The organism is Janthinobacterium sp. SUN033 (assembly GCF_030397595.1).
In the GTDB taxonomy this organism is placed as follows: Bacteria; Pseudomonadota; Gammaproteobacteria; order Burkholderiales; family Burkholderiaceae_D; genus Janthinobacterium; species Janthinobacterium kumbetense.
This window is the reverse complement of the sequence record NZ_JAPQNV010000002.1, coordinates 593,490-613,434: the sequence shown is the minus strand read 5'-3', so window position 1 is coordinate 613,434 and position 19,945 is coordinate 593,490. Positions and strand designations below refer to the sequence as shown.

20 protein-coding genes are annotated in these 19,945 nt (G+C 62.1%); 2 read left to right on the top strand and 18 right to left on the bottom strand.

What is annotated here, in order from left to right:
- Nucleotides 1-135: 135 nt before the first annotated feature.
- On the top strand, nt 136-657 hold the full coding sequence (gene mug / locus OX460_RS11370) for a G/U mismatch-specific DNA glycosylase (RefSeq protein WP_251350689.1): 522 nt from the start codon (nt 136-138) through the stop codon (nt 655-657).
- 43 nt (nt 658-700) lie between these two features.
- On the opposite strand, the gene OX460_RS11365 is transcribed toward mug, so the two are convergent.
- The 5 genes from OX460_RS11365 to OX460_RS11345 form a co-directional block, all read right to left on the bottom strand.
- Nucleotides 701-1,480, bottom strand: coding sequence for an anti-sigma factor (locus tag OX460_RS11365; protein ID WP_289898677.1), 780 nt, complete (start codon nt 1,478-1,480; stop codon nt 701-703).
- Entirely contained in the window at nt 1,477-1,998 is a 522-nt protein-coding gene (locus OX460_RS11360; protein ID WP_289898676.1) for an RNA polymerase sigma factor, read from the bottom strand. Before OX460_RS11360 ends, OX460_RS11365 begins: the two co-directional genes overlap by 4 nt.
- A gap of 21 nt (nt 1,999-2,019) precedes the next feature.
- A complete protein-coding gene (locus tag OX460_RS11355; RefSeq protein ID WP_289898675.1) occupies nt 2,020-2,391 on the bottom strand; it encodes a hypothetical protein in 372 nt (123 codons plus the stop codon).
- A gap of 57 nt (nt 2,392-2,448) precedes the next feature.
- Entirely contained in the window at nt 2,449-3,372 is a 924-nt protein-coding gene (locus OX460_RS11350) for a DNA-3-methyladenine glycosylase 2 (protein ID WP_289898674.1), read from the bottom strand.
- A 69-nt stretch (nt 3,373-3,441) separates the two neighbouring features.
- Nucleotides 3,442-4,449, bottom strand: coding sequence for an XdhC family protein (locus tag OX460_RS11345; protein WP_289898673.1), 1,008 nt, complete (start codon nt 4,447-4,449; stop codon nt 3,442-3,444).
- Nucleotides 4,450-4,549: 100 nt separating this feature from the next.
- Between OX460_RS11345 and OX460_RS11340 the strand changes: the two genes are divergently transcribed.
- Nucleotides 4,550-4,690: a hypothetical protein gene (locus OX460_RS11340; protein ID WP_162835767.1), complete on the top strand. Its 141-nt coding sequence runs from the start codon at nt 4,550-4,552 to the stop codon at nt 4,688-4,690.
- Between the two features lie 82 nt (nt 4,691-4,772).
- Here OX460_RS11340 and OX460_RS11335 read toward each other — a convergent pair whose 3' ends face one another.
- The 13 genes from OX460_RS11335 to OX460_RS11275 form a co-directional block, all read right to left on the bottom strand.
- Nucleotides 4,773-5,876 carry a M48 family metallopeptidase gene (locus OX460_RS11335; protein ID WP_251350694.1) on the bottom strand — a complete coding sequence of 368 codons (1,104 nt, stop codon included), beginning with the start codon at nt 5,874-5,876 and terminating at the stop codon, nt 4,773-4,775.
- Nucleotides 5,877-5,886: 10 nt separating this feature from the next.
- On the bottom strand, nt 5,887-6,336 hold the full coding sequence (gene dut / locus OX460_RS11330; RefSeq protein ID WP_099666823.1) for a dUTP diphosphatase: 450 nt from the start codon (nt 6,334-6,336) through the stop codon (nt 5,887-5,889).
- 34 nt (nt 6,337-6,370) lie between these two features.
- Nucleotides 6,371-7,591, bottom strand: coding sequence for a bifunctional phosphopantothenoylcysteine decarboxylase/phosphopantothenate--cysteine ligase CoaBC (gene coaBC, locus OX460_RS11325; RefSeq protein WP_099666824.1), 1,221 nt, complete (start codon nt 7,589-7,591; stop codon nt 6,371-6,373).
- A 17-nt stretch (nt 7,592-7,608) separates the two neighbouring features.
- Nucleotides 7,609-8,112 (bottom strand): signal peptidase II, encoded by a 504-nt coding sequence (gene lspA, locus OX460_RS11320; protein ID WP_077407922.1) that lies wholly within the window; start codon nt 8,110-8,112, stop codon nt 7,609-7,611.
- Between the two features lie 183 nt (nt 8,113-8,295).
- Nucleotides 8,296-11,196 carry an isoleucine--tRNA ligase gene (gene ileS, locus OX460_RS11315; protein ID WP_289898672.1) on the bottom strand — a complete coding sequence of 967 codons (2,901 nt, stop codon included), beginning with the start codon at nt 11,194-11,196 and terminating at the stop codon, nt 8,296-8,298.
- An 81-nt stretch (nt 11,197-11,277) separates the two neighbouring features.
- Nucleotides 11,278-12,249, bottom strand: coding sequence for a bifunctional riboflavin kinase/FAD synthetase (locus OX460_RS11310; protein ID WP_077407919.1), 972 nt, complete (start codon nt 12,247-12,249; stop codon nt 11,278-11,280).
- Nucleotides 12,250-12,533: 284 nt separating this feature from the next.
- Nucleotides 12,534-13,745 carry a hypothetical protein gene (locus OX460_RS11305; RefSeq protein ID WP_099666826.1) on the bottom strand — a complete coding sequence of 404 codons (1,212 nt, stop codon included), beginning with the start codon at nt 13,743-13,745 and terminating at the stop codon, nt 12,534-12,536.
- A gap of 78 nt (nt 13,746-13,823) precedes the next feature.
- On the bottom strand, nt 13,824-14,255 hold the full coding sequence (locus OX460_RS11300) for a biopolymer transporter ExbD (protein WP_170840419.1): 432 nt from the start codon (nt 14,253-14,255) through the stop codon (nt 13,824-13,826).
- Nucleotides 14,256-14,360: 105 nt separating this feature from the next.
- Nucleotides 14,361-14,789, bottom strand: a complete 429-nt coding sequence (locus tag OX460_RS11295; protein WP_077407915.1) for a biopolymer transporter ExbD — start codon at nt 14,787-14,789, stop codon at nt 14,361-14,363.
- Between the two features lie 3 nt (nt 14,790-14,792).
- Nucleotides 14,793-15,725 (bottom strand): MotA/TolQ/ExbB proton channel family protein, encoded by a 933-nt coding sequence (locus OX460_RS11290; RefSeq protein WP_199534342.1) that lies wholly within the window; start codon nt 15,723-15,725, stop codon nt 14,793-14,795.
- Nucleotides 15,726-15,811: 86 nt separating this feature from the next.
- Nucleotides 15,812-16,468, bottom strand: a complete 657-nt coding sequence (locus OX460_RS11285) for an energy transducer TonB (RefSeq protein ID WP_099377981.1) — start codon at nt 16,466-16,468, stop codon at nt 15,812-15,814.
- Nucleotides 16,469-17,007: 539 nt separating this feature from the next.
- A complete protein-coding gene (locus OX460_RS11280) occupies nt 17,008-18,609 on the bottom strand; it encodes a SpoVR family protein (RefSeq protein ID WP_099666828.1) in 1,602 nt (533 codons plus the stop codon).
- Complete coding sequence (locus tag OX460_RS11275) at nt 18,609-19,877, bottom strand: YeaH/YhbH family protein (RefSeq protein ID WP_077407911.1); 1,269 nt, start codon at nt 19,875-19,877, stop codon at nt 18,609-18,611. Before OX460_RS11275 ends, OX460_RS11280 begins: the two co-directional genes overlap by 1 nt.
- Between the last annotated feature and the right edge of the window lie 68 nt (nt 19,878-19,945).

The following is a 19,945-nucleotide window of genomic DNA, read 5'->3' as shown; positions in this document are numbered from 1 at the left end:
GGGATGGTGCGGGACAGCGCGACGGCCATCCGCCAGACGGATTAGCTCATCAGTATAGGATGGTAGCACCGGCCGCCCTGCGCTGCAGGAGATGGCGCCGGTGGCATACTGCGGTTTCTGATATCGGAGTTTTCCATGACATACCTCACAACGGCGCCGGGCTTGCCCGACATCCTGGCTCCCGGCTTGCAGGTGGTTTTTTGCGGCCTCAATCCCGGCGTGGATGCGGCGGCGGCCGGCCACCATTTTCTCGGCCGCGGCAACCGCTTCTGGCCCGTGCTGCACCTGGCCGGGTTCACGCCGCACCTGGTGGCGCCGCAGGACGATGCCAGCGTGCTCGGTTTCGGGCTGGGCTTGACGGCGGCCGTCGGGCGCCCGACCAGCCGCGCGGACCAGGTGGGGGCGGACGAATTTGCGCAAGCGGCGGCGGGCCTGCGGTACAAGCTGGCATGGGCGCAGCCGCAGTGGATCGCCTTCCTGGGCAAGGCCGCCTACGCGGCGATGACGGGAAAACGCCAGCTGGCGTGGGGCGAGCAGCCAGAGCGCTTCGGCGGCGCGCGCGTGTGGATCTTGCCCAATCCGAGTGGCCTCAATCGCGGTTATTCGAAGGAGCGGCTGGTCGACGCGTATGCGGAACTCAAGCGCGCGCTGGGCTGATGCCGGGCTGGCGTTCGGCGCACTTGCGCATGGATGGAGGGGCTTAGCGGGCCTGCTCCAGCTGCGCGTACACGGCGTCGGCGATCTTGCCCAGTTCCCGTTTGGGCAGGCTCGCCGAGAGGGCATAACCGAGCTGGCCGTCGATCCAGTAAAACACGCTCAGGTCCTTTTCCTGCGTATAGCGGAAAGCCGTTTCCTGCCTGCCCGCCCGTTCCTTGGCCACGTACAGGGTCAGGCGCTTGCCACCGCCATCTTCGTACATGAATTGCGCCACGGGGCCGTCGCCGTCGCCGGGCAGCAAGCGCCCGCCGATCAGGTGATAGCCGAGTGGCGACAGCGCGGGCGGCTGCAGTTGCGTGCCCAGGCGTTTCGACAGCCATTGCACCAGGTGCGCTTCCTGTGCCGCGCCCACCTCGACGGGGTGGCGCACTTCGGGCGTGTAGACGGCATGCGCGATGGCGGCGCTGCGCGCCAGGGTCAGGGGGCTGGCGCTCGTGCCATCGTCGCCGCGCAGCAGCCAGCCGCCCGCGCCGCCGGCGATGAGCAGCACGATGGCCGCTGCCGCCTGCATGGCGGGGCGGCGCCAGGCGCCGTTCGCCGCCGCTGGCGATGCCGCCTGCCGCAGGGCCGGCGGCACGCTTTCGTCCAGCACGGGATCGAACAGGGCGCGCAATTGCCGGTTCTGTTCGCGCCACGCATCCACCCTGGCGGCGTCCTCGGGGTGCGCGCGCAGGTGGGCGTCGATGGCCGCGCGCTGCTCCTCGGGCAGGACGCCGTCGGCCAGGGCGTGCAATTGCGCTTCGCTGATGGCTTGCGTTGTCATTTCACGACTTTCAGGGTGGGGGCGCCTTGGCTGCCGGCGGGGCGGCCGTCGAGCAGTTCGCGCAGCCGCTCGCGCCCGCGCGACAGCCGCGACATGACGGTGCCGACGGGGATGCCCAGCGTGGACGCCACCTGCTCGTACGGCATCTGTTCCAGCGCGACGAGCAGGATGACTTCGCGCTGCCCCAGCGGCAAGCGGGCCAGCGCCGTATCCATTTCGCCGATGGCGATGGCCTGCCCTGGCGCGCGCTCCGGCGCGGGCAGCAGGGCGTCGTCGTCGAGCTCCTGCAGCGCCAGGCCGGGGCGGCGCAGTTGATCCACGTGCAGGTTATGCATGATGGAAAACAGCCAGGGCCGCATCTCGCCACCGCGCTGCCACTGGTCGAACTTGCGCCAGGCCCGCTCCACGGTATCCTGCACCAGGTCGTCCGCGTGCGCAGCGCCCGCCAGCGCGCGCGCATAGCGGCGCAGGCCGGGCAGGCAGGCTTGCAGCTGGCGGCTGTCCTCTTGCGTGGTCATCGTGGCGGCGGGATGGCGTGCTTAAGGCTTGACGACGTGCCACACGTTCTTGAAATTGTCGCCGGCCGCGTCGCCCGGTTTCTTGTCTTCCTTGTACAGGTACAGGGGCTTGCCCTTGTAGGTCAGCTGCATGGCGCCGTTGTCTTCGCGCTTGATGCTGCCATACGGGGCGGCGGGCGCCGCTGCGGTGGCGATGACGGCGGGCCAGGCCACCAGGCAGCCGCCGCTGCAGGCGCTCTTGCCGCTGTCGGCGACATCCTTGTCGAACACGTACACGGTCATGCCGCTGGCGTTGACCAGCATGCCGTTGGCGGGCATGACGTCGGCGGCAAAGGCCAGCGGGGCGGACAAGGCGGTGCAAAGGGCGGTGGCGGCAAAAGTGGTAAAGCGCATGGTGGTCTCCTTGAGGTTTTGGGGGCTTGCAAGGGATGGACGCGTGCCGCCCGCCGTTTATTCCCCGGCAGGCAAAATATTTTTTTCCGGCGCGTGCAGGCTGGCCCACAGGTGGGCGGCGGCCATGGTGCGGTGCGGCGCGTACTGGCGCAGCCACTGCTCCGTGCGCGCCATGTCCGGCTTGACCTCTTCGCCGAGCAGCTTTTGCAGGGCGGCGCGGATGGCCACGTCGCCGTGCAGCGAGCAGTCGGCATAGCCGTAGCCGCGCAGCAGCGCGTAATTGACGGTCCACGGGCCGATGCCCTTCACGGCCAGCAGCGCCTGCGAAATGGCCGCCACGTCGCCGGAAGGGGGCAGCTCCAGCGACAGTTCTCCATCGTTGACGAGATGCGCCAGACGCAGCACGGTTTCCGCCTTGGCACGCGAGAATTTGCGGCTCGTCAAATCCTCGACGGATAGCCGCGCCACGTCGCGCGCCTCCGGGTAGCACCACAAACTGCTGCCATGCCGGCGTCCCGCCTGCACGATGAAGGTGCGGCGTAGGGAAATGGCGAACGACAGGTTGATTTGCTGGCCGATGATGGCCCAGGTCAGCGCCTCGAAGGGGCTGGCCGATTGCACGATGCGCAAGCCCGGGTTGACTTGGATCAAGGGCGCCAGCAGCGGGTCGGCGGCGGCGAGTTGCGCGAACGGCTGCGGGTCGATGCGCAGGCCGAGGATGTTCAGCAGGGCGCCGTGCAGCGGCGTTTGCAGGTCGGCGACGGTGTCGTCATTGTCGTCGAGGTCTGCCTGGCAGATGGCGGCATCCTGCGTGAACGCCACGTCCAGTACCACGGGGACGCCGGCAAGCAGGATGCCCTTGCGCAGGCCTGTCGGCGTGACTTGCTCCGCCACGGCTTGCGTATCCCGGCTGTGGAAGGCGATGACGTCGTCGCGGCGGTAGCCGGCGGGCAGGGGGAGGGTCCAGTGCAGCAGGGTCATGGCGGGCCAAAGTCAGGGAAGGTATCAGGGGGACGATGCTGGCGCATCCCGTTTCTTGCTTTTCACGCTTCAGCGCACGCAGAGGTCAGGGTTGGGCGGGCTCAAGGCGGCCGCGTGCTGGATCTGCAGCGCATCGGGCACGCCGTTTTTCACGGCCGTCAGTTCGGCCAGGATGGAAATGGCGATTTCGGCCGGCGTCTTGCTGCCGATGTACAGGCCGATGGGGGCGTGCAGGCGCGCCAGCTGCTCGGCGCTGACGTCGAACTGCAGCAGCCGTTCGCGCCGCTTGGCGTTATTCGCGCGCGAGCCGATGGCGCCCACGTAGAACGCAGGGGATTTCAACGCTTCCATCAGGGCCAGGTCGTCGAGCTTGGGGTCGTGCGTGAGGGCGACGACGGCGCTGCGGCTGTCGAGCTTTAATTCCAGCACGAGGTCGTCCGGCATGGCGTGCAGCAGGGGCACGCCCGGTACGTTCCAGCCGCCCCGGTATTCCTCGCGCGGGTCGCAGACGATGACGTGGTAATCCATGGCGGTGGCGATTTGCGCCACGAAGCGCGACAGCTGGCTGGCGCCGATGATCAGCAGGCGCCAGCGCGGGCCGTGCTGCGTGGTGAGCGCCCCGTCTTCCAGGGCCAGCACGGCGCCCGGCGCGGCGCGCTGCAGGGTGACCGCGCCGCTGCGCAGATCGAGGCGGCGCTCGACGAGTTCATGGGCTTCCAGGCGCGCCAGCAGTTCGGCCACGCGGCTGCCCGCGTGCAGAGGCTCGATGGCCAGTTCGATGGTGCCGCCGCAGGGCAGGCCGAAGCGGTGCGCCTCGTCGGCGCTGATGCCGTAGCTGACGATTTCGGGCCGCCTGCGCACGATACCGTGCACGCGCACGGTGTCGATCAAATCATCTTCGATGCAGCCGCCGGAAACGGAACCGACCACCGTGCCATCGTCGCAGATGGCCAGGGTGGCGCCCACGGGACGGGGGCTGGAACCCCAGGTCTTGATGACGGTGACGAGTTCGCAGCGGCGGCCGGCGGCGAGCCAGGCGGCGCTGGTTTTCAGAACTTCAAGGTCGATGCTGTCCATGGCGCGCGCGAGTTACATGCCGCATGTTTGCGGCAAAGTATGGAAAAGTATTCAAGATTGTGGATATACTACCTGTTCCACCACCCTGCGGAGAATTTTCATGTCAAATGAAGTCAAGACGCAAGAAGAGGGTATTCCCAAGTTCGGCAAGCTGCTCATTGTCCTGTTCCTAGCCGTGGTGTTCTGCGGTGCCCTGACCTGGATCATGGGCACCTACTTCCCCAACTTCCCGGGGGCCTGAGCAAACCCTGTTTGATCAGGATTGAGCACAGTGAGCATCGCAGACCGCAAAGCGCGACGCGCAGTAGGTTATGGCAGGCGTTCTAAGGCTTCAGCGGTTTCTTCGCCGCCTGCTTGGCGCGCACGTCGATGACGGCGCGGTTGACGGCGGCCATGCGCGAGTTGGTACCCGGATGCAGGGCCGTGTAGCCGTTGGCGACCGTGGCCGGCACTTGCGTGGCCAGGCGCTGCCAGAAGCGGGCCGCGTTGTCGACGTTGTAGCCTGCGCGCGCCAGCAGGTAGATGGCCAGGGTGTCGGCTTGCACGTCGAGTTCCTGCGGCATGGCCTTGATGCCGGCGGCGCCTGTCAGCATCGACACGTCGGGCTGCACGGCGCCCAGGCTGTCGATGATGCTGCCGGCCGTCCCTGCCGTGCGCTGGCTGCGCGCGTGGTCGAGGATGTTGTGCGCCATTTCGCGGGCGATGACAAAGGCGATGCCTTCGTCGTTTTGCGCCGCATTGACCATGCCGCGCGTGAGCATGATGCGCGCGCCGTCCGAGTAGGCGTTGATATTGTCCGCATTGCCCAGGGCGACGCGGAAGGCGCAGGCGCGCGTGACGGGAATCTTCAGGTCCTGCTGCTGGCCGTCGCGGGCGATGGTCATGTTCAGGTTCGCGCTTTTCGAGGCCAGCGGGCCGACGATGGCGCCAAACGGGCCTTCCGCCTTTGGGCCGGCCGGCAGCGGCTTGCCTTCGGCGGCCAGCAAGCCGTCGCCCTTGCGCAAGCCGGCGCGCGCGGCGCCGCTGCCCGGCAAGACGCCGGAGACCTGCATCTGTTCGCCGTAGCCGAGGGCCGCCTGCGCCGCGTCGGCATAGATGCCGGGGTAGGAATACTTGTTCTGCGCCGTGAAGCCCAGCAAGTTGCGCGCATACGTCTTGCACAGGTCCGCATTGTTGATCAGCAGGGGCGCCGAGACTTTCGACAGGCGGTCCTGCAGGGCCACCATCTTCACCAGTTCTTCCTGCGCCGCCTTTTGCTGCGCCGTCGGGGCGGGCGCATCGGGCGCCGGCACCACGTTGAACGGGCCGCTGACATGCGTCGCCGGCGTGGTGCAGCCGGCGAGGATGGCCGCACTGGCCAGCAGGAGGGGAGTGGCCAGTTGGCGCAGCGAAGTTGGGGCTGTGATCAGATGGCGGAAACCTGGCATGAGAAAATCCTTAATGTTTGCCGGTGCTGCCGAAACCGCCAACACCGCGTTCGCTGTCGCCGAATTCCTCGACGACGTTAAAGCCCACTTGCAGCACGGGCACGATAATCAGTTGCGCCAGGCGTTCCATGGGATTGAGCGTGAAAGCGCTCTGGCCCCGGTTCCAGGTCGATACCATCAGCTGGCCCTGGTAATCGGAGTCGATCAAGCCTACCAGATTCCCCAAGACGATGCCGTTTTTGTGGCCCATGCCGCTGCGCGGCAGGATCATGGCCGCATACGACGGGTCGCCGATGTGGATGGCCAGGCCCGTGGGAATGAGCACGGTCTGGCCGGCTTCGATGGTGATCGCCTCGTCGATGCAGGCGCGCAGGTCCAGGCCGGCGCTGCCGGGTGTGGCGTAGGCTGGCAGCATTTCTTTCATGCGGGCGTCGAGGATCTTGATGTCGATATTTTTCATTAATCTAACTAACTAAGCTAAGTCGTGTAAAAGGTTATTTGAGCAGCGAATTCTTGGCCAGCCGCTTCGAGATTTCCGAAATCAGCTGGCGCGCCAGGTTCAGTTTCGAGGCGCGCGGCAGTACGGTATGGCCTTCCTCGTCGAACAGGATGATGGTGTTGTCGTCCTGGCCAAAGGTGTTCTGGCCGATATTGCCGACCAGCAAGGGGATGCCCTTCTTTTCGCGCTTGGTCGAGCCGAATTCCACCAGGTTTTCCGATTCGGCGGCAAAACCGACGCAGTACGGATAGCCGGCCAGGTTGGTGCGCGCCGCCACGGTGGCCAGGATGTCGGGATTTTGCGCGAACTGCAGTTCGGGCACGGAGCCGTCGGCCTGCTTTTTCATCTTTTGTTCGCTGGCGTTGGCCACGCGCCAGTCGGCCACGGCGGCCACGGCGACGAAGACATGCTGGCCGTCGACGTGGGCGAGTACCGCATCGTGCATCTGCTGCGCGCTTTGCACGTCGATGCGGCGCACGCCGAAGGGGGCGTCCAGGGCCGTGGGGCCGGAAATGAGCAGCACCTCGGCGCCCGCTTCGCGCGCCGCGCGCGCCACCGCATAGCCCATCTTGCCCGAGGACAGATTGGTGATGCCGCGCACGGGGTCGATGGCTTCGAACGTGGGGCCGGCCGTGACCAGCACGCGCTTGCCCGCCAATACCTTCGGCTGGAAGGCGGCGATCAGCTCCGTCAGCAGCTGTTCCGGTTCCAGCATGCGGCCCAGCCCCGTTTCGCCGCACGCCTGTTCGCCGGCGGCCGGGCCGAACAGCTTGATGCCGTCGTCGCGCAGCTGCTGCACATTGCGTTGCGTGGCGGGGTTTTGCCACATTTCCACGTTCATGGCCGGCGCCACCAGCAGGGGCAGGTGGGATGGACGGGCCAGGCACAGGGTCGACAGCAGGTCGTCGCACACGCCGTGCGCCAGCTTGCGCATGAAGTCGGCCGAACACGGCGCGATCAAAATCGCGTCCGCATGGCGCGTCAAATCGATATGCGCCATGTTGTTGGCTATGCGCGCATCCCACTGGCTCGTGTGCACGGGGTGGCCGGACAGGGCCTGCATCGTGACGGCCGTGATGAAGTGGCTGGCCGCATCCGTCATCACCACTTGCACCGAGGCGCCTGCCTTGGTCAGCGCGCGGCACAATTCGGCCGCCTTGTAGCAGGCGACGCCGCCCGAGAGTCCCAGGACGATTTTTTTGCCGGACAGTTCCATGACGTTCTCCTGCGTGTTTATTTGTTTACCCGGCGCAGTTCATCGATGATGAACAGGGCCGCGCCGATGCAGATGGCGCTGTCGGCGATATTGAAAGCGGGGAAATGGCCCCAGCTTTTCCAGTGGAAGTCGAGGAAATCGACCACGTGGCCGTACATCAGGCGGTCGATGGCGTTGCCCAGCGCGCCGCCGAGGATCAGCGACAGGGCCCAGCAGAACATGCGCTGGCCCGCGTGCTTTTTCAGCAGGTAGATGATGTAGATGGCGGCCGCCAGGGCGATGCCGGTGAAGAAATAGCGCTGCCAGCCGCCCTGGTCGGACAGGAAGCTGAATGCGGCGCCCTTGTTATACGCGAGCACCAGGTTGAAATACGAGGTGATGACCATTTCCTGCGCATAGCGGAAGGTTTTCAGGATCGTGATCTTGGTGATCTGGTCGAACAGGATGACGATGGCGGCAATGCCCAGCCACAGCGTCAGCGGCGATTGCGGTTTCGATGAAAAACGGTTTTTGGTGGCCATATTTTTCCAGGGAAGATAAAGCCGCCGCCTGGCAGCAGGCGGCGGTTGGACGGATAGCATACAACGGCGGGCAAAATCGTAGCGAGCGGCAGCGATTTGTGGCCGAGAAGCGCAACCGTACTCTAGTACGGTGAGCATCGCAGGCCGCAAATCGCGACGCGCAGCAGATTTTGACGCCGTTGTTTAGGCGAAGCGGCGAACTTCGCCCTTGCCAAACAGGTTGCTGACGCAGCGGCCGCACAGGGTGGCATGCGCGGCGTCCGTGCCCACGTCGCTGCGGTAGTGCCAGCAGCGCTCGCACTTCGGCGCCGTCGACGCGGCCACGACCACTTCCTCGGCCGCTTCGTCGGCCACTTCGGCCACGCTTGCCTGCGAGGTGATGAAGACGAACTTCAAGTCGTCGCCCAGGGTCGTCAACAGCTTGTACTTCATCGGCGCGGCCTTGATCGTCAGCTCCGCCTGCAGCGACGAACCGATGGCGCCCGAGGTGCGCAAGTCTTCCAGCTGTTTCGTCACGTCCGTGCGCACGGCGCGCAGGGCCGTGTATTTCTCCAGCAGGTCTGCCGCATCCGCCACTTCCGGCAGCTGCCACCAGGTTTGCGTGAAGATGGTTTCGTCGCTGGCGGCATACGCTTCGCTGCCGGCGAAGACGGCCCACGCTTCCTCGGCCGTGAACGACAGGGCAGGGGCCATCAGGCGCAGCAGGCTTTGCGTGATGTGCCACAGGGCCGTCTGCGCCGAACGGCGCGCGTGCGACGTCAGGCCGGAGGTGTACAGGCGGTCCTTCAGGATGTCCAGGTAGAAGCCGCCCAGGTCTTCCGAGCAGTACGTCTGCAGCTTCGACACGACCGGATGGAATTCGTAGCGCGCGTAGTTGTTCTCGATCTGCGTTTGCAGCGAGGCCATGTTGGCCAGCGCATAGCGGTCGATTTCGAACATCTCGGCCACCGGCACGGCGTCCGTGGCCGGATTGAAGTCCGAGGTGTTCGCCAGCAGGAAGCGCAGGGTGTTGCGGATGCGGCGGTACGATTCCGTCACGCGTTTCAGGATTTCGTCGGAGATCGACAGTTCGCCCGTGTAGTCGGTCGAGGCGATCCACAGGCGCAGGATGTCCGCGCCCAGGGTGTCCGAGATCTTTTGCGGCGCCAGCGTGTTACCCAGCGACTTCGACATCTTCTTGCCTTCGCCATCGACCGTGAAGCCGTGCGTCAGCAGCGCTTTATATGGCGGACGGCCATTGAGCATCGACGACACGAGCAGCGACGAGTGGAACCAGCCGCGATGCTGGTCCGAGCCTTCCAGGTACAGGTCGGCCGGGAATTGCAGCTGCGTCGAGTGCGAACCGTGCGCTTGCGGGCCGCCCAGCACCGTCTGGTGCGTGGCGCCGGAATCGAACCACACGTCCAGCGTGTCCTTGTTCTTCGCGTAGATGGCCGCTTCGTCGCCGATCAGGTCAGCCAGGTCCAGCGCCTGCCATGCCTCGATGCCGCCTTTTTCGATCAGCTTGGCCACTTGCTCCAGCAGTTCCGGCGTGCGCGGATGCAGGTCGCCCGTTTCCTTGTGCACGATGAAGGCCATCGGCACGCCCCACTGGCGCTGGCGCGACAGGGTCCAGTCGGGACGGTTGGCGATCATGCCGTGCAGGCGCGCCTGGCCCCAGTCGGGGAAGAACTCGGTGTCGGCGATGCCTTTCAAGGCCGTTTCGCGCAAGGTCGCGCCGCCGTCCTTCGGCGTCACGTCCATGCCGGCGAACCACTGCGAGGTGGCGCGGTAGATGATCGGCGTCTTATGGCGCCAGCAATGCATGTAGCTGTGGTCGAACATCTTGACTTCGAACAGCGCACCGGCTTCGCGCAGGGCGTTGCAGATCGGCTTCGACGCTTCCCAGATGGTCATGCCGCCGAACAGGGGCAGGGTCGAGGCGAACTTGCCGTCGCCCATGACGGGCTTGATGATGTCGTCGTCCTTCATGCCGTGCGCCTTGCACGAGATGAAGTCGTCCAGGCCGTAGGCTGGCGCCGAGTGCACCACGCCCGTGCCGCTTTCCGTGGTCACGTATTCGGCCAGGTACAAGGGCGACAGACGGTCATAGAAGGCATCGGCCGCATGCAGCGGGTGGCGGAAGCTGATGCCGGCCAGGGCCGCGCCGTCGCAGGTGGCGATGGTCGTGCCATCGAGCTTGAAGCGCGCCAGGCTGGCGACGACCAGGTCTTGCGCCAGGATCAGCAGCAGCGGCTGGCCATCGCGCTCGGCTTTCACCAGCGCGTATTTGACTTCCGGGTGCACGTTCAGCGCCTGGTTCGACGGGATGGTCCACGGCGTGGTGGTCCAGATGACGATGAAACCGTTATCGGTCGGCAGGGAAGGCAGGCCGAAGGCGGCCGCCAGTTTTTCCGGCTCGGCGAACTTGAATCCGACGTCGATGGCGGGATCGCGTTTTTCCGCGTATTCCACTTCCGCCTCGGCCAGCGCCGACTGGCAGTCGAAGCACCAGTTGACGGGCTTCAAGCCGCGGTACACATAGCCTTTTTCCAGCAGCTTGCCCAGCGCGCGCAATTCGTCGGCTTCATTGCCGTGCGCCATGGTCAGGTACGGGTTGTCCCACTCGCCCAGCACGCCCAGGCGGATGAAATCCTTTTTCTGGCGCTCGACCTGCACATTGGCGTAGGCGCGTGCCTTTTCCAGCACTTCCGCCGTCGGCAGGTTCTTGCCGTGCAGTTTTTCGATCTGGATCTCGATCGGCATGCCGTGGCAATCCCAGCCCGGTACATACGGCGCGTCGAAGCCGGCCAGCGAGCGCGACTTGACGACCATGTCCTTCAGGATCTTGTTGACTGCGTGGCCCAGGTGGATATCGCCATTCGCGTACGGCGGGCCGTCATGCAGGATGAATTTCGGACGGCCGGCGGCAGCCTTGCGCACGCGCTCGTAGATTTTCTTGTCTTGCCATTGCTGTACCCATTGCGGCTCGCGCTTGGCCATGTCGCCGCGCATCGGGAACGGGGTTTCCGTCATGTTGACCGGGTATTTGCTTTCAGGCTTCTTGTTCTGCTTGGGCGTGGCTGGCTTGTTTTGATCGGACATAATCTTCTTTAATGGTATGGAGTATATTTTTGCAGCGGGTTTGCGACGGCAAGTGCCGCCAGGCGGCGGAGTTGGCCGGCGTCAAATTCGGTCGGTGGCGGTAATGGCGCCGCTGCGCTGCTCAAAATAGGCGCGCGCCTGGTTCGAGTCGCGCTCGATGGCGGCCGTCAGGGTGGGCAAGTCGTCGTACTTTTCTTCGTCGCGCAGCTTTTCCAGGAATTCCACGCGCACCAGCTTGCCGTAGCAGGATTGATTGAAATCAAACAGATGCACTTCCAGCAAGACGCGGCCGCTGTCGTCGACGGTGGGGCGCACGCCGAGGCTGGCCACGGCCGGCAGCGGCTGCGGCGCCAGGCCGTGCACTTGCACGATGAAGACGCCGGACAGGGCGGGACGGTGCGCCACGCGCAGGTTCAGGGTGGGGAAACCGAGGGTGCGGCCCAGTTTCTGGCCGTGGATGACATGGCCGGAAATGGCGTACGGATGGCCCAGCAGCTGCGTGGCCAGCGGGAAATCGCCGGCGGCCAGCGCCAGGCGCACGGCGGACGACGAGATGCGCGTGCTGCCGTTCATCACGGTAGGCAATGTTTCTACATGGAAACCATATTTGCGGCCCGCTTCCTGCAGCATGGCCACGTCGCCGGCGCGCCGGGCGCCATAGCAAAAGTCGTCGCCGACCATCAGCCATTTCACGTGCAAGCCGTCGACGAGGACTTTTTCCGTGAATTCCTGCGGCGTCAAGGCGGCGAACTGGGCGCTGAAGTGCTCGACGACGACACGGTCGATGCCGGCGTCATCCAGCGATTGCAGCTTGTCGCGCAAGTTGGCGATGCGCTGCGGGGCCTTGGACAGGTCGCCCGCGCGCTGCGCGAAGAATTCGCGCGGGTGCGGTTCGAACGTCATCACGGCCGCTTCAATGCCGAGTTCGGTCGCCGCGCCGCGCACGCGCGCCAGCAAGGCTTGATGGCCGATGTGGACACCGTCAAAATTGCCGATGGTCAGAGCGCAAGGCGCTCGTGCCTGGGCATTGGGAAGTCCGCGGAATACCTTCATAGGAATCTGATGAAAAACTGTGCCAAAAGGGGGATTATACGGACTGTTTCGGGGATGCACACCCGGCAGGGTGGACGCAGGGCGAATTTCACTGCTGAAATGATAAAAAGCGTTGCCGGCGGGTATGCTGGCAACGCTTTAGTATTGATTCAATGCACTCTCAACGTCGAAGCCAAGCGTAGCGAGCGGCAGTGATTTGTTGCCGAGAAGCGCAACCGTACTGTAGTACGGTGAGCATCACAGGCTGCAAAGCGCGACGCGCAGTAGCTTGGGTTCGATGTTAATTACTTATTCATCAAGGTCCAGTAGCGGGCCAGGTCAGCCGCGCCATCCGTGCCCTTGACGGCTTTGAGTGCCGTCGTGGCGTTGGACTTCTTGCCGGCGTGGATGTAGGCGATGCCCAGATGCAGCTTGGCTTCTTCCGCATACTTGGCGGTGCCCAGTTTCACGGCGTCGTTCATCAAGCCCAGACCCTTTTCGGCCTGGCCATCGTAGACCAGGGCGAAGCCCAGCTTGCTCAAGCTGTCGGCGTCCTTGTTCTTGGTGTATTCCGCTTCCGACTTGGCCGCGTTGGCTTTCAGGTCAGCCTGGGTTTTCAGGGCCAGGTCTTTCAGACGCTGGTGACGTGGCGCATCGGCGCCGGTACCCAGCACGCCTTTCTTGTAGCCTTGCTCGATGATGCTCAGCGCTTCGCCAGGATTGCCTGCTTGCAGGGCCAGCTGGCTGATTTCCATGTATTCGGAAGGTTTGCTGAACAGGCCGTTGGCCAGGCGCAGGCGCTGGACATCCAGGCCCAGGCGTTGCGAGAAGCCAGGTTTGCCCGAAACGCGGTTCAGCAGGTCGGCCCAGTAGCTGGTTTTCGGATAGCTCGATGCCAGTTTTTCCAGGGTGGCAACGTAGCCGCCCTTGTCGTTTTGCTTCAACTGGATGTTGGCCAGCATTTGCAGGCTCGCTTCCGAGTTGCCGCCACGCGCTTGCAGTTCTTTTGCCGCTTCGGCGAAGTTGCCGCTGACGTAGTAGGTCTGGATCAGCAGTTCGCGCATCTGTGGATCTTCGCGGTCTTTCAGCGAGCGTTTGATCCAGGTGATGGTGTTTGGCCAATCCTTGGCGCGGTAGTACATGCCTGCCAGCGCTTGTGTGAATTTGGGGGCTTCGGCGGCGCTCAGGCGGCCGGAATTGATGACGGCTTCAAAAGCCTTGATGGCGGTGCCGTTGTCGCCAGCGGCGGCGGCAGCCGAGGCGCGCACGCGTTCGATCTGGTAGCTTTCAAAGGCGGTCTTGCCGCCGACGCTGTCAGCTTCGCGCAGCTTGGCCAGTGCTTCCTTGTTTTTGCCGCTGCCAGCGAGTTTTTGCGCTTCTTGCAATGGCTTGCCCACTTCGGCACGCACGGTGTCCGCGGCATATGCCAGCGAGCCCAGGCCGATTACGGGAGTTGCTGCGGTAAAACCGATAGCGGCCATGACGAGGCCGAGATGAGCGAGACGAAACTTGGACATGAGAAAGTCTTTCAGTAAAAAGCGAATAGGCAGGAAGTCCTGCCTATTCGGATGTAAAGATAACCTGATTGCTGCAGCTTACTGGAATTGCTCGTTGCCGACCAGACCGATTTTGGTCACGCCCAGACGCTGCGCCGACGCCATCACACCGGCGACGACTTTGTATTCCACCAGCTTGTTAGGACGCAGATGCACTTCTGGCTGATCTGCTTGCGCAGCAACGTTGCTCAGCTTGGCTTCCAGCGTATTACGATCAGGTACGACCTGATTGTCCCACAAGATAGTGCCATCAAAATCGACATCGATCGTGACGACCACTGGTTCGGTTGTCGGTGGCGGCGGGGTGCCGACCGGCATGTTCAGGTTCACCGAGTGGTTTTGCTTAGGAATCGTGATGATCAACATGATAATCAGCACCAGCATCACGTCGATGAGGGGCGTCATGTTCAGTTCCATCATTGGTTCCGGATCCGCGCCTGCTGCGCTTCCCGAACCGACATTCATACTCATAGTGTTTCCTTTAAGAAGTCCAACGAAGCACCGGGCGAAACTGCCGCCCGGCAAGCTTCCTTCAGTGGCGCCCCCATGTTGCCGGGACGCCGCTGTCAGTCGCTATCAGCCCTTGTCAGGTGGTTCGGTGATGAAGCCGACCTTCTGGATCCCGGCACGTTGGGTCGTGTAAATAACCCGGCCGATCGATTCGTAGCGTGTTTCTTGGTCGCCACGAACGTGTACTTCCGGCTGCGGTACTTTCACTGCTTCAACTTTAAGATAATCGAACAATTCGTTCGTGTCTCTCAGTCTGGTCTGGCCCAGGTAAATCTCGCCATCCTTGTTAACAACGATGTTAACGTTTTGCGGCTTGGTTTGAAGGGCTTGGTTGGCCTCGATCGGCAGATCGATTTTCTGCAGCTTGAGGACAACTGGACTGGTGATCAAGAAAATGATCAGCAAAACCAACATGATGTCGACGAGCGGCGTCGTGTTGATTTCTGACATTACTTGATCTTGATCTCCGCTGTCGGAGCCGACGGACATCGACATGACTTATCCGATCTTTTTAGCGCCGGCAGCACGGCCAGCTTCGCTGGTGGACATTACGCCGGAAACCAGAACCGAGTGAACGTCGGCGCTGAACGAGCGGATGTCTTCCATTGCGGTTTTGTTACGACGAACCAACCAGTTGTAACCCAGAACGGCAGGAACAGCGACCAGCAGACCGAAAGCGGTCATGATCAGTGCTTCACCAACTGGACCTGCAACTTTGTCGATCGATGCGTTACCGGTCATGCCGATAGCGGTCAGTGCGTTGTAGATACCCCAAACGGTACCGAACAGACCGATAAACGGTGCGGTCGAACCAACGGTTGCCAGGAACGACAGGCCATCTTGCAGACGCGATTGGACTTTGTCCGAAGCGCGCTGGATCGACATCGTCACCCAGGTCGACAGATCGATTTGTTCCAGCAGGGCGCCGTCATGGTGAGCGGTTGCCTTGGTGCCCGATTCAGCGATGAAGCGGAATGGCGAACCTTCTTCCAGGGTTGCCGAACCAGCAGCGATCGAAGGAGCTTTCCAGAATTTGGCAGCGGCTTCTTTAGCTTGCTTGAAGATCTTCATTTGATCGATCAGCTTGGTGATGATGATGTACCAGGTACCGATCGACATGATGACCATGATGATCAGGGTGGCGCGTGGCACGAAGCCGCCGTCCCACACTGCTTGCAGGCCGAACGGGTTGTGTACTTCTTCGGTTTTGGCTGGAGCGGCTGCATCAGCGGCTGGAGCTGCTGCTGCGTCTGCTGCTGGAGCGGCGGCATCTGCAGCAACTGGTGCTGGTGCAGCGTCTGCCGCAGGAGCCGAAGCGGCAGCCGATGCTGGCGCGTCAGCGAATGCCGGAGCTGCTACCAGAGCGGTAGTAGCGGTAACGGACAACAGAACCGCGGCAAAAAATGCGGACAAACGGGTATTCTTAAACATGCTTCCTCCAAAATTAAAAATAACAGATCGCTGAACGTAATGACAACGAAATCATAGTGTGAGACAGGGGATAACTGTCTCGGGTTTTAATCCAGCGACCAAACGTATTGCATTTGCTGCCAGCCTTGTTCCGGCTTGCCGTCAACTGTTGCCGGCTTAAATGTACAGCGGCTGATACCTTGCACCGCGGCTTTGTCCAGGTCCCTGAAGCCGCTGGACTTCACGATCTTCGAATCAGCGACCTTGCCGTCTACACCGATCAGGAACGACAGTGTCACCACACCGGTTTCCTCGTTACGCTGCGACGACTTTGGATAAGCCGGTTTTTCGCAGACGCTGAAGTCAACCACGGCCGGTGTACGCACCGATTTGGCTGGTCCAGGAGTTGGCGCAGGCTGTGCAGGCGGCGATGGCGGTGCCAATACATTCGTGGCTGGCTTCACGGCAGTCGCATTTGCAATCACGTTCTGCTGTGGTGGCGGCTGCTGCACGTTCACCTCGACTGGCGGAATGAATGGCGGCGGTGGTGCCTTCATTTCTGGCGGCGGTGGTGGCGGTGGAAGATCCTTCGGTGGAGGCGGTTTGACTTCCTCGATAATCTTGGTTTCAACCGGTTCCATCATTTTGGTGACCAACCGCTTGCCCAAGCCCGTCACGATCCCGTAAGCCGCGAGAACGTGCAGCAGGACAACGATAGTGATGCCTGTGTAGTTCTTGGGACTTTTCTCGTTCGAAAAATTCATGCCTGCTTTCTCCAAATACCATCTCTTGTCTTGCAACTGAACCCCAAAATGACGACACAAAGCTCCAGCCGTATCCGGGACGTCGCCGAATTATACATACGAATTCTTTATTTTACACAGATTTTTAACGCCTAAAACCGGTTAAATTTTTGGCGCTTTTGCGCCCTGAAAACGTACTTGCTTATGTCATCTTTGCACGCTTTCGGACATAAAAAAAGGCGGTCTTATCGGTTTTTTACAGCCGTTTTGGGCGACCGCTGCTAAGTTCTCCGATGTGTCGATCTGGCGGAATTATATTTCGTGATATCCAATATGGAAACTGCTAAATTTGGAGAAAAATCTTTCTTTTTGGAAATGTTTTGCCTCGGAACCAGACCACTTAGCCCGTCGCGCGCACCAAACGGGTGCGGAACGCACTTCACCCAGGTCAAAAAAGGCGCTCCTGACAGCCGTTTCGAGGCCGTCAGGCCATACTGAATTCCTATATAGGCATAGGAAGCGCTTATATTCTTGCTATTGATTATTATCAACAAATCATTTCATGGCTTGGCAACCGGGTCATCGCGCCGGTTGCGCTTCTCGCGCCGGCAATTCAAGGTGCCCAGTACCGCCCCCTGCGGGTCGACCGTATCGAGGTGCACATCGAAGCCCCACAGCCGTGCCACGTGCTTGAGCACCTCGGCCGCCTGCTGGTTCAGCGGGCGGCGCTGGAATTGCGTGTGGCGCAGGGTCAGGGCGCGGTCGTCGCGCGTGTTGACGGACCAGACCTGGATATTCGGCTCGCGGTTGCCCAGGTTGTACTGTTCCGCCAGTTGCTGGCGCACGTAGCGGTAGCCGGCATCGTCGTGGATGGCGGAAATGGCCAGTTTTTCATTCTTGTCGTCGTCGAGCACGGTAAAGAAGTGGAATTCGCGGATCAGCCGCGGCGACAGGTACTGGGCGATGAAGCTTTCATCCTTGAAATTGCGCATGGCAAAGTCCAGGCTCTTGCGCCAGTCGCTGCCGGCCATGTCGGGGAACCAGGCGCGGTCTTCGTCGGTCGGGTGCTCGCAGATGCGGCGGATGTCGCTCATCATGGCAAAACCCAGCGCATACGGGTTGATGCCGCTGTAATACGGGCTGTCGATGGGCGGCTGGTAGACCACGTTGGTATGGCTTTTCAGAAATTCCATCATGAAGCCGTCGCCCACCACGCCTTCGTCATACAACTGGTTCAATATCGTGTAATGCCAGAAGGTGGCCCAGCCCTCGTTCATGACCTGGGTTTGCCGCTGCGGATAGAAGTACTGGGAAATCTTGCGCACGATGCGCACCATCTCGCGCTGCCACGGTTCCAGCAGCGGCGCATACTTTTCGATGAAGTACAGCAGGTTTTCCTCGGGTTCGGGCGGAAAGCGGGGCGCGGCCTTGCGCTGGTCTTCCTCTTCCTCCTCATCCTCGCGGCGGGGCAGGGTGCGCCACAGCTGGTTGATCTGCGACTGCACATAGGCTTCGCGCTCTTTCTGGCGCGCATATTCCTTCGCCATCGACAGTTTCGCCGGGCGCTTGTAGCGGTCCACGCCATAGTTCTGGATGGCATGGCACGAGTCGAGCAGCAATTCCACGGCGTCAACGCCATGGCGCTGTTCGCATTCGGCGATGTAATTCTTGGCAAACACCATATAGTCGATGATGGCGTCCGCATCCGTCCAGGCGCGGAACAGGTAATTGCCTTTAAAAAAGGAGTTGTGGCCGTAGGCCGCATGCGCGATCACCAGCGATTGCATGGTCAGGCTGTTTTCCTCCATTAAATAGGCGATGCACGGGTTCGAGTTGATGACGATCTCGTAGGCCAGGCCCATCTGCCCCCGCTTGTAGCTTTTCTCGGTCGATAAAAAATGCTTGCCGAACGACCAGTGGTTGTAGGAAACGGGCATGCCCACCGAGGTGTAGGCATCCATCATCTGCTCGGCCGTGATGATTTCCAGCTGGTTTGGATAGGTGTCGAGGCCAAACTGTTTCGCCACGCGGCGGATTTCCTCGTGGATTTGCTCGATCAGTTCGAACGTCCATTCCGACTGCTCGGGCAGGGCGTTCGGATGGCGCAGGCGCGCGAACGGTTCGCCCGGGGTGTTGCTGGCGCGGTCAAAGGCTGCACTCATCATTTCACCTGTTTCTTGAACAGTTCGCGGAAGACCGGGTAGATATCGGCCGGCGTGACGATCTTTTGCATGGCGAAATGGGCGTGATGGTCGAGCACGCCCGCGTATTGCTCCCACAGGTTTTGCTGCGGGCCGTCCGTGATCTCGACATAGGTGTAGTACTGCACCTTGGGCATGATGGTATTAATAAGCAATTGCCGGCACAGCACGGAATCGTTGTCCCAGTTGTCGCCGTCGGATGCCTGCGCCACATAGCTGTTCCATTGCCCGGCGCCATAGCGTTCGTCGATGATGGTGTTGAGCAAGTGCAGCGCGGAGGACACGACGGTGCCGCCCGACTCGCGCGAATTGAAGAATTCATGCTCGTCCACTTCGGCCGCCGCCGTATGATGGCGGATGAAGACGACCTCGATCTTGTCGTAGGCGCGCTTGAGGAACAGATACAGCAGGATGAAGAAGCGCTTGGCCGTGTCCTTGCGCGACTCGTCCATGGAACCGGATACGTCCATGATGCAGAACATGACGGCTTGCGTCATCGGCTTGGGTACCTTGATGCGGTTGCTGTAGCGCAAGTCGAACGGGTCGATGAAGGGGATGGCCAGCAGGCGCGTATGCAGGTGGTGGATCAAACGGCGCAGTTCCGTGACGAGCGGGTCGCTGTCGGGCGCGCCTTCGTGCAGCAGTTCGGCCAGGTCTTCCTCGGCCTGCGCCAGCTGCTTGCGGGCGCCGCCGCCGACGGCGATGCGCCGTCCCAGCGCGCCGCGCAGGGAACGCAGCACGTGGATGTTCGATGGCGTGCCCGACATATTGTAGCCGGCGCGCTGGTTCTTGAATTCCGTGGTGGCCGTCAGCTGGGTTTTCACCATGTGCGGCAATTCCAGGTCTTCGAAGAAGTAATTCATGAATTCTTCGCGCGACAATTCGAAGATGAAGTCGTCTTCCGTCGTCTCGTCGCTATTGCCCGCCTTGCCCCGCCCGGCGCCGCCGCCGCCTTTCGGCCGCGCGATCTGGTCGCCTTTCAGGTATTCCTTGTTGCCGGGATTGACCACTTCCCATACGCCGCCATGCGCGTGGCCGAACGACGGTTCGCCCACGTCCTTGACGGGGATGCTGACCTTCTCGCCATTCTCGACGTCCGTGATCGAGCGCCCCTTGATGGCGCGCCCCACGGCATCCTTGATCTGGCCCTTGTAACGCCGCAGGAAACGCTCGCGGTTGACGGCGGATTTATTCTTGCTTTGCAAGCGCCTGTCGATGAGATATGTCAAAGGGTGCCTCCTTGCTTCTCGTCTTGCGCGCCCCGCCAGCCCTCGGGCGGGAGCGCGCCTCCGCTGTC